Consider the following 13,216-nt stretch of genomic DNA (forward strand, 5'->3'; position numbering starts at 1 on the left):
GCAGTTCTACTTCCGCACCACCGACATCACCGGCGCAGCTGCTCTGCCGGAAGGCGTCGAAATGGTGATGCCGGGTGACAACGTCAAGATGGTCGTCACCCTGATCAACCCGGTGGCAATGGACGAAGGCCTGCGCTTCGCTATCCGCGAAGGCGGCCGTACCGTCGGCGCCGGCGTGGTCTCGAAGATCATCGAGTAATCTGGTAGTATCTGCGCCCCGATGTTGCCTGGGTAGGGCATCGGGGCGTATCAAATGGGAAAGCAGGCACAGGATGTGCCTTGTGTTCCCCGGACCAGGAAGGGTCAATGCCATTCAGGCGGCGTCAACAGGCGACTGTTGACAGCTGCCTTGCGTGCCATTATGCTTCTACGTCTGGGCAGGCCGGGAAACTGGTCTGCCTACGTTTTTGAGGTCTATGGATTGACCTTGGCGGCCTGCAGGAGTGCGGGCCGTCCGTATTCAGGAATTTCATGGGGCAAAGCAACCCAGAGGCTTTGTCTGTCGCTCTTTTAACGAAGGAACCTACCGCCATGGCGGACCAAAAGATCCGGATCCGGCTGAAAGCGTTCGATCATCGTCTGATCGACCGTTCGGCCAGCGAGATCGTTGAAACGGCAAAGCGGACCGGCGCGCAAGTGCGTGGCCCGATCCCGCTGCCGACCAAGATCGAGCGTTACACCGTTCTCGTTTCCCCGCACGTCGACAAGGACGCGCGTGACCAGTACGAGACCCGCACGCACAAGCGCGTGCTCGATATCGTTGACCCGAATGACAAGACCGTGGACGCGCTGATGAAGCTCGAACTGGCTGCCGGCGTCGACGTTCAGATCAAGCTGACCTGAGGACTACGACCATGACGAAGAAGTATTCGTTGGGCTTCGTGGGCCGCAAGGCTGGCATGAGCCGCGTGTTCACTGAAGATGGCCGCTCCATCCCGGTGACCCTGATCGAAGCAACCCCGAACCGCATCGCGCAGATCAAGACCGTCGAAACCGACGGCTACAGCGCCGTGCAGGTGACCGTCGGCGCGCGTCGCGCTGCCCTGGTCAACAAGCCGGAAGCCGGCCACTTCGCCAAGGCGAAGGTGGAAGCGGGTCGTGGCCTGTGGGAATTCCGCGTTGAAGACGCGCAGCTCGGCGATTTCGCCGTTGGCGGCGAAGTCAAGGCGGACATCTTCGAAGTCGGCCAGATCGTCGACGTCCAGGGTGTCACCAAGGGTAAGGGCTTCCAGGGCACCATCAAGCGCCACAACTTCCGTATGGGCGATGCAACCCACGGTAACTCGCTGTCGCATCGCGCGCCGGGTTCGCTGGGTCAGCGCCAGACCCCGGGTCGCGTTTTCCCGGGCAAGAAGATGTCGGGCCACATGGGTGCGGTGCAGCAGAGCACCCAGAACCTGGAAGTGGTCAAGGTCGACGTCGAGCGCGGTCTGATCGCCGTTCGCGGCGCCGTTCCGGGCGCGGCGGGTGGCGACGTGATCGTCCGTCCGGCGAGCAAGGCATAAGGAGAGATGACGATGGAACTCGTTATCACGGGTAGCAACAACAAGGTCTCGGTCTCCGACGCCGTGTTCGGTCGCGATTTCAGCGAAGATCTGGTCCACCAGGTCGTCGTTGCCTACCGCAACGCCGGTCGCGCCGGCACCAAGGCACAGAAGACTCGCTCCGAAGTGGCTGGTACCACCAAGAAGTCGAAGAAGCAGAAGGGCGGCGGCGCGCGTCATGGCGCACTGACGGCTCCGATCTTCGTCGGCGGCGGTGTCACCTTCGCGGCCAAGCCGCGCAGCTTCGAGCAGAAGGTCAATCGTAAGCAGTACCGTGCCGCCATGTGCGCGATCCTGTCCGAGCTGAACCGTCAGGGCCGTCTGACCATCGTGGAGTCCTTCGACGTCGAAGTGACCAACACGAAGGGTCTGATCGCCAAGCTGGCCGGCCTGGAAGTGGGCAAGCGCCCGCTGATCGTCACCGAAGAAGCGTCCGAGCACCTGTACCTGTCCGCCCGCAATCTGCCGTACGTGCAGGTGCGTGACGTCCAGGGTCTGGATCCGGTCTCGCTGGTGGGTGCCGACACGGTCGTCATCACCGCTGACGCGGTCAAGAAGGTCGAGGAGTGGCTGGCATGAACAGCAACGAAAAAATCTTCAGCGTGCTGCGTGCCCCGCGTGTCTCCGAAAAGACCGCGCGCCTGCAGGAACTCTCCAACCAGTATGTCTTCGAAGTTTCGAACGAAGCCACCAAGGCCGATGTAAAGGCCGCGGTTGAGCAGCTGTTCGACGTCAAGGTCGAAGCCGTCAACGTGGTCAACGTCAAGGGCAAGAACAAGTCCTTCCGTAACCGTGCTGGCCGCCGCGGCGATTGGCGCAAGGCGTACGTTCGCCTGGCCGATGGCCAGTCGATCGATGTAACGGCCAAGGCCTGAGGTACATCCCATGCCATTGATGAAATTCAAGCCCACTTCCCCCGGCCGCCGTTCGGCCGTGCGCGTGGTCACTCCCGACCTGCACAAGGGTGCTCCGCACGCTGCGCTGGTCGAGTCGCAGAGCCGCTCGGGTGGTCGTAACCACCATGGCCGCATCACCGTGCGTCACGTCGGTGGTGGTGCCAAGCAGCACTACCGCATCATCGACTTCAAGCGCAACAAGCTGGGCATCCCGGCGCGCGTGGAACGCATCGAATACGATCCGAACCGCACCGCGCACATCGCTCTGCTGTGCTACGTCGACGGTGAGCGTCGCTACATCATCGCCCCGAAGGGCCTGAAGGCCGGTGATCAGGTGATCGCTGGTTCGGATGCCCCGATCAAGGCTGGCAACACCCTGCCGCTGCGCAACATCCCGGTCGGCACCACCATCCACTGCATCGAACTGAAGCCGGGCAAGGGCGCTCAGATCGCTCGCGCCGCTGGTGCGGCCGTGCAGCTGGTGGCTCGCGAAGGCATCTACGCCACCCTGCGCCTGCGCTCGGGTGAAATGCGTAAGGTTCCGGTCGAGTGCTGCGCCACCATCGGCGAAGTCGGCAACGACGAGCACAGCCTGGAAAAGCTGGGCAAGGCTGGTGCCAAGCGTTGGCGCGGCGTCCGCCCGACCGTTCGTGGTGCTGCCATGAACCCGGTTGACCACCCGCACGGTGGTGGTGAGGCGAAGGCCGGCCAGGGTAACCCGCATCCGGTCACCCCGTGGGGTGTCCCGACCAAGGGTTACAAGACGCGCCATAACAAGCGCACTCAGCAGTTCATCGTCCGCGATCGTAGGGGCTAATCGACCATGGCACGTTCACTCAAGAAGGGCCCGTTCGTCGATCACCACCTCGTCAAGAAGGTGGAGGCCGCTGCGGGCAGCAAGAAGCCGATCAAGACCTGGTCGCGCCGTTCGATGATCCTGCCTGACATGGTAGGCGTCACCATTGCCGTGCATAACGGCAAGAACCACATCCCGGTTCTCGTCAACGAGAACATGGTCGGCCACAAGCTCGGCGAATTTGCCATCACCCGGACCTTCAAGGGTCACGGTGGTGACAAGAAGTCGGGCAAGTAAGGAGAGATGACAATGGAAGCGAAAGCCATCCTGCGCACTGCGCGCATCTCCCCGCAGAAGGCTCGTCTGGTCGCTGACCAGGTGCGCGGTCTGCCGGCCGAGCGTGCGGTCAACCTGCTGAAGTTCTCGGACAAGAAGGCTGCCCACCTGATCAAGAAGGTGGTGGAGTCGGCTATTGCCAACGCCGAGAACAACCAGGGCGCCGACGTCGACGAGCTGAAGGTTCAGACCATCATGGTTGATGAAGGTCCGACCCTGAAGCGTTTCATGGCGCGGGCGAAAGGCCGCGGTACCCGCATCCTCAAGCGCACCAGCCACATCACTGTGGTTGTGGGCGCCGCCAAGTAAGCGGATAAGGAAAAGACCATGGGTCATAAAGTTCATCCGATTGGTATCCGCCTCGGCATTTCCAAGGACTGGAACTCCAAGTGGTACGCCAACAAGGCCGAGTTCGCTGGTTACCTGGCAGCCGACCTGAAAGTGCGCGAAATGCTGCGCAAGAAGCTGGCTCAGGCCGGCATCAGCAAGATCCTGATCGAGCGTCCGGCCAAGACCGCTCGCGTGACGATCCACACCGCCCGTCCGGGCGTGGTGATCGGCAAGCGCGGTGAGGACATCGAGAAGCTGCGCAAGGAAGTGAGCGAGATGATGGGCGTCCCGGCGCACATCAACGTCACCGAAGTGCGCAAGCCGGAACTGGACGCGCAGCTCGTTGCCGAGTCGATCGCCCAGCAGCTGGAGCGTCGCATCATGTTCCGCCGCGCAATGAAGCGCTCGGTCGGCAACGCGATGCGCTTGGGTGCCCTGGGCATCAAGGTCAACGTGGGTGGCCGCCTCAACGGTGCAGAAATCGCCCGTTCGGAGTGGTACCGCGAAGGCCGCGTGCCGCTGCACACCCTGCGTGCCGACATCGACTATGGCTTCGCTGAAGCCAAGACGACCTACGGCATCATCGGCATCAAGGTCTGGATCTACAAGGGCGAGGTCTTCGATTTCTCCCAGGTTGGCCAGGAAAAGCAGGACGACACCCCGTCGCGCAACGATCGTCACGATCGCGGCGACCGTGGTGACCGTCAGCGCCCGGCCCGTGAAGCGAGGTAACGACAATGTTGCAACCCAAGCGAACCAAGTACCGCAAGGTACACAAGGGCCGTAACGATGGCCTGAGCTGGAGCGCCAACGCTGTCAGCTTCGGCGAATACGGCCTGAAGGCAACCGCACACGGTCAGCTGACCGCGCGTCAGATCGAAGCGGCCCGCCGCTCGATCAGCCGCTACGTCAAGCGCGGCGGCAAGATGTGGATCCGCGTGTTCCCCGACAAGCCCATCACCAAGAAGCCCATCGAAGTCCGAATGGGTTCTGGTAAGGGTAACGTGGAATACTGGGTGGCCCAGATCCAGCCCGGCCGCATGATCTATGAAATCGAGGGTGTTTCCGAGGAAGTGGCTCGCGAGGCGTTCCGCCTGGCCGCCGCCAAGCTCTCGGTCACCACCACTTTCGTGACCCGTACGGTGCGCTGATGGATATCAAAACTCTCCGTGAAAAGTCGGCTGACGAACTCAAGGCCCACCTGATCGACCTGCGTAAGGAACAGTTCTCTGTCCGTATGCAGCAGGTCACCGGCCAGCTGCCGAAGACCCACGACATTCGCCGGGTCCGTCGCGAGATTGCTCGCGTCAAGACCCTGCTCGGCAGCACGAAGTAAGGATGGCCGCTATGAGCGACAATACTGAAAAGAAGACGCTGCGCACGGTCGAAGGCCGTGTCGTCAGCAACAAGATGGACAAGACGGTTACCGTCCTGGTTGAGCGTCAGGTCAAGCACGCGCTGTACGGCAAGTACATCAAGCGCTCGACGAAGCTGCACGCCCACGATGCCGACAACGCCTGCAAGGAAGGCGATGTCGTCCGCGTGACCGAGATTGCTCCGATGTCCAAGACCAAGAACTGGCGCGTGGTGGAAGTCATCACGCGCGCGGCTGAATAAGGAGCTGAATCATGATCCAGATGCAGAGCTACCTTGACGTCGCGGACAATTCGGGTGCCAAGCAGGTGATGTGCTTCAAGGTGCTGGGTGGTTCCAAGCGCCGTTACGCCGGCATCGGCGACATCATCAAGGTCACCGTGAAGGATGCGATTCCGCGCGGCAAGGTCAAGAAGGGTGAAGTGTATGACGCCGTCGTGGTGCGTACCCGCAAGGGTGTGCGTCGCGCCGACGGCTCGCTGATCCGCTTCGACGGCAACGCTGCCGTTCTGCTGAACAGCAAGCAGGAGCCGATCGGTACCCGTATCTTCGGGCCGGTGACCCGTGAACTTCGTTCGGAGAAGTTCATGAAGATCGTCTCGCTCGCTCCCGAAGTGCTGTGAGCGACAGGAGATAATCATGGCTAACCGTATCAAGAAGGGCGACCAGGTTGTCGTCAACGCTGGCAAGGACAAGGGCAAGCAGGGCGAAGTCGTCCGCGTCGACGGCGACCGTGTGGTCGTCGCCAACGTGAACATCGTCAAGCGCCACACCAAGCCGAACCCGCAGGCAGGTGTTGCCGGCGGCGTGGTCGAGCGCGAAGCTTCGATCCATATCTCCAACGTGAATGTTCTGAACCCGGCTTCGGGCAAGGGCGAACGCGTTGGCTTCAAGGTGCTGGAGGATGGACGCAAACTGCGTGTGTTCCGCTCCAGCGGTGAGGCGCTCGACGCCTGAGGAATGAGAAGATGAGTTCCCGTCTCGAAAAGTTCTACAAGGACGAAGTGGTGCCGGCGCTGATGAAGCAGTTCGGCTACACCAATCCGATGGAAGTGCCGAAGCTGGTCAAGGTCACCCTGAACATGGGTGTCGGCGAAGCGGCCACCAACAAGAAGATCCTGGAAAACGCCGTCGGCGACATGACCAAGATTTCCGGCCAGAAGCCGGTTGTCACCAAGTCGCGTGTGTCGGTTGCGTCGTTCAAGATCCGCGATGGTTGGCCGATCGGCTGCAAGACCACGCTGCGTCGCCACAAGATGTACGAGTTCCTGGATCGCCTGATCAACATCTCGCTGCCGCGCGTGCGCGACTTCCGTGGTGTTTCCGGTCGTTCCTTCGACGGCCGCGGCAACTTCAACATGGGTGTGAAGGAGCAGATCATCTTCCCGGAAATCGACTTCGACGCCGTCGACGCGATCCGCGGTATGGATATCGCCATCACCACCACTGCGAAGACCGACGCGGAAGCGAAGGCGCTGCTGGCAGCGTTCAAGTTCCCGTTCCGTAACTGATCTGTCGAGGAAACCGAAATGGCAAAGACCTCCATGGTCAACCGCGACATCAAGCGGGAAAAGCTGGCAAAGAAGTACGCTGAAAAGCGTGCAGCTCTGAAGAAGATCGTGTCCTCCGTGGACGCGACCTACGAAGAGAAGATCGACGCCGCAACCAAGCTGGCCAAGCTGCCGCGCGATTCGTCGCCGAGCCGCCAGCGCAACCGTTGCGAGCTGTCGGGTCGTCCGCGTGGCGTCTACAGCAAGTTCGGTCTGGGCCGTAACAAGCTGCGTGAAGCCACCATGCGTGGCGACGTCCCGGGTCTGCGCAAGGCCAGCTGGTGATCCCAGCCGGCCCTGCGATCAGGAGCCCCTTCGGGGGTTCCTGAACCGGGCAGGGGAGGCATTCAGCTTTCCCGACGCAAAAAAACCGAAGAGCCCGGCGCAAGCCGGGCTCTTTTGGCGTATACTCCCGCGTCTTGCCCTGTGCAGACGGGGTTGTAGGAGTGGGCTTCCGGCCCACTGCAACAAGGGACCTGGCCCGTTTCCAGGAGACAACAGATTTTCGCGAAAGCGGATATCGGTGCACTCAAAGGTACTCATATGAGCATGACTGATCCCATCGCCGACCTGCTGGTCCGCATCAAGAATGCGGCCGCGGTTGGCAAGCAGACGGTGAAAGCCCCGTCGTCCAAGATCAAGGTTGCGATTGCCCAGGTCCTGAAGGACGAGGGTTACATCACCGACCTGCGCGTGACCCAGCTGGAAAACAACAAGTCCGAGCTGGAAATCGTGCTGAAGTATTTCGAAGGCAAGCCGGTCATCGCGACCCTGAAGCGCTTCTCGCGTTCGGGCCTGCGCCAGTACCGCGGCAAGAGCGAGCTGCCGAAGGTCATGAACGGCCTGGGTATCTCCATCATTTCCACCTCCAAGGGCATCATGACTGATGCGCAGGCGCGCCAGCTGGGCGTCGGCGGCGAAGTCCTGTGCTTCGTGGCCTAAGGCGAAAGGAGTAGAACTATGTCCCGCGTAGCCAAGAAGCCGATCGACCTGGGTAAGGTTGAACTGAACGTCCAGTCGGACAGCGTCACCGCCAAGGGCCCGAAGGGCACCCTGTCGCTGGCCAAGCCGGCCGGTATTGCCATCAACGTCGACAACGGCGTTGCCACCCTGAGCACCGAGAACGCTGACCTGGTCGCACTGACCGGTACCGTGCGTGCGATCCTGTCCAACATGGTCAAGGGCGTGTCCGAAGGCTTCGAGCGCAAGCTGGAGCTGGTCGGCGTGGGTTACCGCGCTGCCATGCAGGGCAAGGACCTGAGCCTGTCGCTGGGCTTCTCGCATCCGGTCGTGTTCGTGGCGCCGGAAGGCATCACCCTGTCGACCCCGACCCAGACCGAGATTCTGGTCCAGGGCGCTGACAAGCAGGTCGTCGGTGAAGTTGCCGCCAAGATCCGTGCGTTCCGCAAGCCGGAGCCGTACAAGGGCAAGGGCGTGAAGTACTCCGACGAAGTCATCATCCGTAAGGAAGCCAAGAAGGCATAAGCGCGAGTCCCTCGCAAGAGCCCGCACATCCCTGTGCGGACTTCTCAGGGAAAAGCTCTTCCTTCAGCTTTCAAGGAATAATCAAAATGAACAAGAACATCGCCCGCCTGCGTCGCGCCAAGTCGACCCGCGCCCACATCCGTGAGCTCGGCGTCGCCCGCCTGTCGGTGCTGCGCACCGGTCAGCACCTGTACGCCCAGGTCTTCACCGCCGACGGTTCCAAGGTGCTGGCTGCCGCCAACACCACCCAGACCGACGTCATGGAAGGCCTGAAGAACGGCAAGAACGCCGATGCCGCCGCCAAGGTTGGCCGCATCGTCGCCGAGCGCGCCAAGGCCGCCGGCGTCGAGAAGGTTGCCTTCGATCGTTCGGGCTACCGCTACCACGGCCGCATCAAGGCCCTGGCAGAAGCGGCCCGCGAAGCCGGCCTGCAGTTCTAAGGGACAAGGGCAGGGGGCCATTGGCCTCCTGCCTGCCTGCTCGCCAGCCTGAGTGAGGCTGGACGGCGCCGCTCTTCTGCAGCGGCCCACCGGAACGCCGCGTCACGCCACAACCATAAGCGGCTTCGAGCCGTACATACCCAAACAACCAAGGAATCAACATGGCAGAAGAGCGTCAGCAGCGGGGTCGCGATCGCGACCGTAACCGCGAAGAGAAGATCGACGACGGCATGATCGAAAAGCTGGTCGCGGTCAACCGCGTCAGCAAGACCGTCAAGGGTGGCCGCCAGTTCACCTTCACCGCCCTGACCGTTGTCGGCGACGGCGAAGGCAAGGTCGGTTTCGGTTATGGCAAGGCCCGCGAAGTGCCGGTCGCCATCCAGAAGTCGATGGAACAGGCCCGCAAGAACCTGGTCAGCGTTGACCTGAACAACGGCACCCTGTGGCACACCATCAAGGATGGTCACGGCGCAGCCCGCGTGTTCATGCAGCCGGCTTCGGAAGGTACCGGCGTCATCGCCGGCGGTGCCATGCGCGCCGTGCTGGAAGCGGTTGGCGTGAAGAACGTGCTGGCCAAGGCCACCGGTTCGCGCAACCCGATCAACCTGGTGCGTGCCACCGTGAAGGGCCTGTCTGCTGCGCAGTCGCCGGCCCGCATCGCGGCCAAGCGCGGCAAGAAGGTGGAGGAACTCAACCATGGCTAATGAGTCCAACAAGACTGTCAAGGTCCGCCTGGTGCGTGGCCTGCGTGGCACCCAGTCGCGTCACCGCCTGTCGGTGCGTGCCCTGGGCCTGAACAAGCTCAACGATGTGCGTGAACTGAAGGACAGCCCGCAGGTGCGCGGCCTGATCAACAAGGTTCAGTACCTCGTCCAGGTTGAGGAGTAATCGACCATGACTCTGCGTCTCAATGAACTGAGCCCGGCACCGGGCGCCCGCACCGAGCGTACCCGCGTCGGTCGCGGTATCGGCTCGGGCCTGGGCAAGACTGCCGGCCGCGGCCACAAGGGTTCGTTCGCCCGCAAGGGTGGCGGCAAGATCAAGGCTGGCTTCGAAGGCGGCCAGACCCCCATGCAGCGTCGTCTGCCGAAGATCGGCTTCCGTTCGCCGATCGCCAAGGACACCGCTGAAGTGCTGCTGTACGCGCTGGACAAGCTGCCGGCCGGTGAGATCGACTTCGCCGCCCTGCGTGCTGCCAAGCTGGTCCCGAGCACTGCCAAGAAGGCCAAGGTCGTCGTCAAGGGCGAAGTGACCAAGGCGTTCACCCTGAAGGGTATTGCTGCCACGGCGGGTGCCAAGGCCGCGATCGAAGCTGCCGGCGGCAGCGTAACGGAGTAAGAAAATCATGGCGCAAGCTGGCATCGGTAACCTCGCGGGCGGAATGGGCAAGTTCACTGAACTTCGCCAACGTTTGCTGTTCGTCGTCGGGGCTTTGATCGTCTATCGCATCGGCTGCTACGTGCCGGTGCCGGGCGTCAATCCCGATGCCATGCTTGCCATGATGCAACAGCAGGGCGGCGGCATCGTGGACATGTTCAACATGTTCTCGGGCGGCGCCCTGCACCGTTTCAGCATCTTCGCGCTGAACGTGATGCCGTACATCTCGGCATCGATCGTGATGCAGCTGGCCGTGCACATCTTCCCCGCCCTGAAGGCGATGCAGAAGGAAGGTGAGTCCGGCCGCCGCAAGATCACCCAGTATTCGCGCATCGGCGCCGTGCTGCTGGCAGTGGTGCAGGGCGGCTCGATCGCGCTGGCCCTGCAGGGCCAGGTCTCGCCGTCGGGCGCTCCGGTCGTGTACGCGCCGGGCATGGGCTTCGTGCTCACCGCCGTGGTCGCGCTGACCGCCGGCACCATGTTCCTGATGTGGGTCGGTGAGCAGGTCACCGAGCGCGGCATCGGCAACGGCGTGTCGCTGATCATCTTCGCCGGTATCGTCGCAGGCCTGCCGGGTGCGATCATCCACACCTTCGACGCCTACCGCGACGGCAACATCCAGTTCATCCAGCTGCTGCTGATCGCCATCGTCGTGCTCGCCTTCACCTTCTTCGTGGTGTTCGTCGAGCGTGGCCAGCGCCGGATCACGGTCAACTACGCGCGCCGCCAGGGCGGTCGCAACGCGTACATGAACCAGACCTCGTTCCTGCCGCTGAAGCTCAACATGGCCGGCGTCATCCCGGCGATCTTCGCCTCGAGCCTGCTGGCCTTCCCGGCCACCCTGGCCATGTGGTCCGGCCAGGCTGCCAACCAGAGCAGCTTCGGCCAGGTCCTGCAGAAGGTCGCCAATGCCCTCGGCCCGGGCGAGCCGCTGCACATGATCGTGTTCGCTGCGCTGATCACCGGTTTCGCGTTCTTCTATACCGCGCTGGTGTTCAACTCGCAGGAAACCGCCGACAACCTGAAGAAGTCGGGCGCGCTGATTCCGGGCATCCGTCCGGGCAAGGCCACCGCCGATTACATCGACGGCGTGCTGACCCGCCTGACCGCAGCCGGCTCGGCCTACCTGGTGATCGTCTGCCTGCTGCCGGAACTGATGCGCACGCAGCTGAACGCCTCGTTCTACTTCGGTGGTACTTCGCTGCTGATCGTGGTGGTGGTGGTGATGGACTTCATCGCCCAGGTGCAGGCGCACCTGATGTCCCACCAGTACGAGAGCCTGCTGAAGAAGGCCAACCTGAAGGGCGGCAACCGCGGCGGTTTTGCCCGCGGCTGATTGGCCTGTTATACTTTCGTCTTCCTGACGTGATGGTCCCTCCGCTTCGCGGACTCCGGCCACACAAACGAAGGGCGGCCCCCGCAGCGGTTCCGGGTGGGGGTGTGATGAGGTGGTCCCGCGCTGGAGTAGCGCGGGCGGCCCCGGGGGAAACCCCAGGTCCAACCCCATCCGGCGCCGGAGCCTGGGCACACTCCCCAGGCCGGGTTCATGAAACCAATGGTTTCACGGGCTTCCATGTAAACCGGAACCTTGTTAGTATCGCTAGTTCACTTTTTTGATCCATCCTGCCGGATTGGCGTGCCCGAGGCGCGCTGTCGGCCATCACTCAGCTGGAGAACCGCGTCATGGCGCGTATTGCAGGCGTCAACCTGCCAGCCCAGAAGCATGTCTGGGTCGGGTTGCAAAGCATTTACGGCATCGGCCGTACCCGTTCGAAGAAGGTCTGCGAAGTCGCAGGCGTTGCTTCGACCACCAAGATCCGCGATCTGTCGGAGCCGGAAATCGAGCGCCTGCGCGCCGAAGTCGGCAAGTACATCGTGGAAGGCGATCTGCGCCGTGAGATCGGCATCGCGATCAAGCGCCTGATGGACCTGGGCTGCTACCGCGGCCTGCGTCACCGTCGTGGCCTCCCGCTGCGTGGCCAGCGCACCCGTACCAACGCCCGCACCCGCAAGGGTCCGCGCAAGGCGATCAAGAAGTAAGGGACTGAGAAATGGCTAAGCCCGCTGCTAAGACCAAGAAGAAGATCAAGCGCGTCGTCACCGACGGCGTTGCCCACGTCCACGCTTCGTTCAACAACACCATCGTCACCATCACCGACCGCCAGGGCAACGCTCTGTCGTGGGCGACCTCCGGTGGCGCTGGTTTCCGCGGTTCGCGCAAGTCGACCCCGTTCGCTGCCCAGGTGGCCGCTGAAAAGGCCGGTCGTGCTGCGCTGGACTACGGCGTGAAGTCGCTGGAAGTCCGCATCAAGGGCCCGGGTCCGGGCCGTGAGTCGGCCGTGCGTTCGTTGAACAACGTCGGCTACAAGATCACCAACATCATCGACGTGACGCCTATCCCGCACAACGGGTGCCGTCCGCCGAAGAAGCGTCGCGTCTAAAGGGAGCGATAAGAAATGGCTCGTTATATCGGTCCTACCTGTAAGCTCGCCCGTCGCGAAGGCGCCGACCTGTCCCTGAAGAGCCCGGCGCGTGCGCTGGACTCGAAGTGCAAGCTGGAGCAGAAGCCCGGCCAGCACGGCGCCACTGCCCGCAAGGGCAAGCTGTCCGACTACGCCACCCAGCTGCGTGAAAAGCAGAAGGTCAAGCGTATCTACGGCCTGCTGGAGCGTCAGTTCCGCAACTACTACAAGAAGGCCTCGACCAAGAAGGGCAACACCGGCGAGAACCTGCTGCAGCTGCTGGAAACCCGCCTGGACAACGTCGTCTACCGCATGGGCTTCGCTGTGACCCGTCCGGCTGCCCGTCAGCTGGTGTCGCACCGCGGCGTCACCGTGAATGGCAAGTCGGTCAACCTGGCTTCGTACCAGGTCAAGGCTGGCGACGCCATCGCTCTGTCTGAAAAGGCTGCCAAGCAGCTGCGCGTCCAGGAAGCCCTGACCGTCGCCGCCCAGCATGACCTGAGCCCGTCGTGGGTTGAAGTGGATTCCGGCAAGTTCACCGGCATCTTCAAGGCTGTTCCGGATCGTTCGGATCTGCCTGCGGACATCAACGAAGCGCTGATCGTCGAGCTGTATTCGAAGTAATT

At 62.5% G+C, this 13,216-nt stretch carries 26 protein-coding genes; all 26 read left to right on the plus strand.

Features of this window, described 5'->3' with window-relative positions; all coding sequences use genetic code 11:
* Positions 1-199 (plus strand): EF-Tu C-terminal domain-related protein (locus tag AC5P7E_RS11930; protein ID WP_495213722.1); only part of this gene is annotated, 199 nt, incomplete at its 5' end.
* 332 nt (positions 200-531) lie between these two features.
* The gene (gene rpsJ / locus AC5P7E_RS11935) at positions 532-843 is read left to right on the plus strand and encodes a 30S ribosomal protein S10 (protein WP_005408208.1); all 312 of its coding nucleotides are present in this window, start codon (positions 532-534) and stop codon (positions 841-843) included.
* Between the two features lie 11 nt (positions 844-854).
* On the plus strand, positions 855-1,505 hold the full coding sequence (rplC, locus tag AC5P7E_RS11940) for a 50S ribosomal protein L3 (protein ID WP_004145336.1): 651 nt from the start codon (positions 855-857) through the stop codon (positions 1,503-1,505).
* A 12-nt stretch (positions 1,506-1,517) separates the two neighbouring features.
* Positions 1,518-2,123: a 50S ribosomal protein L4 gene (gene rplD / locus AC5P7E_RS11945; RefSeq protein ID WP_004145337.1), complete on the plus strand. Its 606-nt coding sequence runs from the start codon at positions 1,518-1,520 to the stop codon at positions 2,121-2,123.
* Positions 2,120-2,419 carry a 50S ribosomal protein L23 gene (rplW, locus tag AC5P7E_RS11950; RefSeq protein ID WP_004145338.1) on the plus strand — a complete coding sequence of 100 codons (300 nt, stop codon included), beginning with the start codon at positions 2,120-2,122 and terminating at the stop codon, positions 2,417-2,419. The genes rplD and rplW overlap by 4 nt, the downstream gene beginning before the upstream one ends.
* A gap of 10 nt (positions 2,420-2,429) precedes the next feature.
* Positions 2,430-3,257 carry a 50S ribosomal protein L2 gene (gene rplB / locus AC5P7E_RS11955; RefSeq protein WP_004145339.1) on the plus strand — a complete coding sequence of 276 codons (828 nt, stop codon included), beginning with the start codon at positions 2,430-2,432 and terminating at the stop codon, positions 3,255-3,257.
* A 6-nt stretch (positions 3,258-3,263) separates the two neighbouring features.
* On the plus strand, positions 3,264-3,533 hold the full coding sequence (gene rpsS, locus AC5P7E_RS11960; protein ID WP_004154485.1) for a 30S ribosomal protein S19: 270 nt from the start codon (positions 3,264-3,266) through the stop codon (positions 3,531-3,533).
* A gap of 12 nt (positions 3,534-3,545) precedes the next feature.
* A complete protein-coding gene (gene rplV, locus AC5P7E_RS11965; protein WP_004145348.1) occupies positions 3,546-3,881 on the plus strand; it encodes a 50S ribosomal protein L22 in 336 nt (111 codons plus the stop codon).
* Positions 3,882-3,899: 18 nt separating this feature from the next.
* Entirely contained in the window at positions 3,900-4,634 is a 735-nt protein-coding gene (gene rpsC, locus AC5P7E_RS11970) for a 30S ribosomal protein S3 (protein WP_004145350.1), read from the plus strand.
* 5 nt (positions 4,635-4,639) lie between these two features.
* Positions 4,640-5,053 carry a 50S ribosomal protein L16 gene (gene rplP / locus AC5P7E_RS11975; protein ID WP_004154486.1) on the plus strand — a complete coding sequence of 138 codons (414 nt, stop codon included), beginning with the start codon at positions 4,640-4,642 and terminating at the stop codon, positions 5,051-5,053.
* Positions 5,053-5,238, plus strand: coding sequence for a 50S ribosomal protein L29 (gene rpmC, locus AC5P7E_RS11980; protein ID WP_004154487.1), 186 nt, complete (start codon positions 5,053-5,055; stop codon positions 5,236-5,238). The genes rplP and rpmC overlap by 1 nt, the downstream gene beginning before the upstream one ends.
* A gap of 11 nt (positions 5,239-5,249) precedes the next feature.
* Entirely contained in the window at positions 5,250-5,519 is a 270-nt protein-coding gene (gene rpsQ / locus AC5P7E_RS11985) for a 30S ribosomal protein S17 (protein WP_004154489.1), read from the plus strand.
* An 11-nt stretch (positions 5,520-5,530) separates the two neighbouring features.
* Positions 5,531-5,899 (plus strand): 50S ribosomal protein L14, encoded by a 369-nt coding sequence (rplN, locus tag AC5P7E_RS11990; protein WP_004145357.1) that lies wholly within the window; start codon positions 5,531-5,533, stop codon positions 5,897-5,899.
* 16 nt (positions 5,900-5,915) lie between these two features.
* Positions 5,916-6,233 carry a 50S ribosomal protein L24 gene (gene rplX / locus AC5P7E_RS11995; RefSeq protein ID WP_004154490.1) on the plus strand — a complete coding sequence of 106 codons (318 nt, stop codon included), beginning with the start codon at positions 5,916-5,918 and terminating at the stop codon, positions 6,231-6,233.
* Between the two features lie 11 nt (positions 6,234-6,244).
* Positions 6,245-6,787, plus strand: coding sequence for a 50S ribosomal protein L5 (gene rplE, locus AC5P7E_RS12000; protein ID WP_004154491.1), 543 nt, complete (start codon positions 6,245-6,247; stop codon positions 6,785-6,787).
* 18 nt (positions 6,788-6,805) lie between these two features.
* Positions 6,806-7,111, plus strand: coding sequence for a 30S ribosomal protein S14 (gene rpsN / locus AC5P7E_RS12005; RefSeq protein WP_005408209.1), 306 nt, complete (start codon positions 6,806-6,808; stop codon positions 7,109-7,111).
* Positions 7,112-7,369: 258 nt separating this feature from the next.
* Complete coding sequence (rpsH, locus tag AC5P7E_RS12010; protein ID WP_005408210.1) at positions 7,370-7,768, plus strand: 30S ribosomal protein S8; 399 nt, start codon at positions 7,370-7,372, stop codon at positions 7,766-7,768.
* A gap of 18 nt (positions 7,769-7,786) precedes the next feature.
* Positions 7,787-8,311: a 50S ribosomal protein L6 gene (gene rplF, locus AC5P7E_RS12015; RefSeq protein WP_005408211.1), complete on the plus strand. Its 525-nt coding sequence runs from the start codon at positions 7,787-7,789 to the stop codon at positions 8,309-8,311.
* Positions 8,312-8,391: 80 nt separating this feature from the next.
* Complete coding sequence (gene rplR, locus AC5P7E_RS12020; RefSeq protein ID WP_024957318.1) at positions 8,392-8,751, plus strand: 50S ribosomal protein L18; 360 nt, start codon at positions 8,392-8,394, stop codon at positions 8,749-8,751.
* Between the two features lie 161 nt (positions 8,752-8,912).
* Positions 8,913-9,455, plus strand: coding sequence for a 30S ribosomal protein S5 (gene rpsE / locus AC5P7E_RS12025; RefSeq protein WP_005408213.1), 543 nt, complete (start codon positions 8,913-8,915; stop codon positions 9,453-9,455).
* Positions 9,448-9,639 carry a 50S ribosomal protein L30 gene (gene rpmD, locus AC5P7E_RS12030; RefSeq protein WP_005408214.1) on the plus strand — a complete coding sequence of 64 codons (192 nt, stop codon included), beginning with the start codon at positions 9,448-9,450 and terminating at the stop codon, positions 9,637-9,639. Before rpsE ends, rpmD begins: the two co-directional genes overlap by 8 nt.
* A 6-nt stretch (positions 9,640-9,645) precedes the next feature.
* Entirely contained in the window at positions 9,646-10,089 is a 444-nt protein-coding gene (gene rplO, locus AC5P7E_RS12035; RefSeq protein WP_004154498.1) for a 50S ribosomal protein L15, read from the plus strand.
* 7 nt (positions 10,090-10,096) lie between these two features.
* Positions 10,097-11,464, plus strand: coding sequence for a preprotein translocase subunit SecY (gene secY / locus AC5P7E_RS12040; RefSeq protein WP_005408215.1), 1,368 nt, complete (start codon positions 10,097-10,099; stop codon positions 11,462-11,464).
* A gap of 347 nt (positions 11,465-11,811) precedes the next feature.
* Complete coding sequence (gene rpsM / locus AC5P7E_RS12045; RefSeq protein WP_004154500.1) at positions 11,812-12,168, plus strand: 30S ribosomal protein S13; 357 nt, start codon at positions 11,812-11,814, stop codon at positions 12,166-12,168.
* Positions 12,169-12,179: 11 nt separating this feature from the next.
* Positions 12,180-12,569, plus strand: coding sequence for a 30S ribosomal protein S11 (gene rpsK, locus AC5P7E_RS12050; protein ID WP_004145443.1), 390 nt, complete (start codon positions 12,180-12,182; stop codon positions 12,567-12,569).
* Between the two features lie 15 nt (positions 12,570-12,584).
* Entirely contained in the window at positions 12,585-13,214 is a 630-nt protein-coding gene (rpsD, locus tag AC5P7E_RS12055; RefSeq protein ID WP_004145446.1) for a 30S ribosomal protein S4, read from the plus strand.
* Positions 13,215-13,216 lie beyond the last annotated feature (2 nt).

It is taken from the genome of Stenotrophomonas sp. YJH_SMC_25 (assembly GCF_059369595.1).

Coding starts and splice junctions, on each gene's coding strand:
- rplO (WP_004154498.1), top strand. CDS start 9,646: ATGACTCTGCGTCTCAATGAACTGAGCCCGGCACCGGGCGCCCGCACC.
- rplF (WP_005408211.1), top strand. CDS start 7,787: ATGTCCCGCGTAGCCAAGAAGCCGATCGACCTGGGTAAGGTTGAACTG.
- rplB (WP_004145339.1), top strand. CDS start 2,430: ATGCCATTGATGAAATTCAAGCCCACTTCCCCCGGCCGCCGTTCGGCC.
- secY (WP_005408215.1), top strand. CDS start 10,097: ATGGCGCAAGCTGGCATCGGTAACCTCGCGGGCGGAATGGGCAAGTTC.
- rplX (WP_004154490.1), top strand. CDS start 5,916: ATGGCTAACCGTATCAAGAAGGGCGACCAGGTTGTCGTCAACGCTGGC.
- rpsS (WP_004154485.1), top strand. CDS start 3,264: ATGGCACGTTCACTCAAGAAGGGCCCGTTCGTCGATCACCACCTCGTC.
- rpsH (WP_005408210.1), top strand. CDS start 7,370: ATGAGCATGACTGATCCCATCGCCGACCTGCTGGTCCGCATCAAGAAT.
- rplC (WP_004145336.1), top strand. CDS start 855: ATGACGAAGAAGTATTCGTTGGGCTTCGTGGGCCGCAAGGCTGGCATG.
- rpsQ (WP_004154489.1), top strand. CDS start 5,250: ATGAGCGACAATACTGAAAAGAAGACGCTGCGCACGGTCGAAGGCCGT.
- rplW (WP_004145338.1), top strand. CDS start 2,120: ATGAACAGCAACGAAAAAATCTTCAGCGTGCTGCGTGCCCCGCGTGTC.
- rpsE (WP_005408213.1), top strand. CDS start 8,913: ATGGCAGAAGAGCGTCAGCAGCGGGGTCGCGATCGCGACCGTAACCGC.
- rpsM (WP_004154500.1), top strand. CDS start 11,812: ATGGCGCGTATTGCAGGCGTCAACCTGCCAGCCCAGAAGCATGTCTGG.
- rplD (WP_004145337.1), top strand. CDS start 1,518: ATGGAACTCGTTATCACGGGTAGCAACAACAAGGTCTCGGTCTCCGAC.
- rpmC (WP_004154487.1), top strand. CDS start 5,053: ATGGATATCAAAACTCTCCGTGAAAAGTCGGCTGACGAACTCAAGGCC.
- rpmD (WP_005408214.1), top strand. CDS start 9,448: ATGGCTAATGAGTCCAACAAGACTGTCAAGGTCCGCCTGGTGCGTGGC.
- rpsJ (WP_005408208.1), top strand. CDS start 532: ATGGCGGACCAAAAGATCCGGATCCGGCTGAAAGCGTTCGATCATCGT.
- rplP (WP_004154486.1), top strand. CDS start 4,640: ATGTTGCAACCCAAGCGAACCAAGTACCGCAAGGTACACAAGGGCCGT.
- rplV (WP_004145348.1), top strand. CDS start 3,546: ATGGAAGCGAAAGCCATCCTGCGCACTGCGCGCATCTCCCCGCAGAAG.
- rplE (WP_004154491.1), top strand. CDS start 6,245: ATGAGTTCCCGTCTCGAAAAGTTCTACAAGGACGAAGTGGTGCCGGCG.
- rplN (WP_004145357.1), top strand. CDS start 5,531: ATGATCCAGATGCAGAGCTACCTTGACGTCGCGGACAATTCGGGTGCC.
- rpsC (WP_004145350.1), top strand. CDS start 3,900: ATGGGTCATAAAGTTCATCCGATTGGTATCCGCCTCGGCATTTCCAAG.
- rpsD (WP_004145446.1), top strand. CDS start 12,585: ATGGCTCGTTATATCGGTCCTACCTGTAAGCTCGCCCGTCGCGAAGGC.
- rpsN (WP_005408209.1), top strand. CDS start 6,806: ATGGCAAAGACCTCCATGGTCAACCGCGACATCAAGCGGGAAAAGCTG.
- rpsK (WP_004145443.1), top strand. CDS start 12,180: ATGGCTAAGCCCGCTGCTAAGACCAAGAAGAAGATCAAGCGCGTCGTC.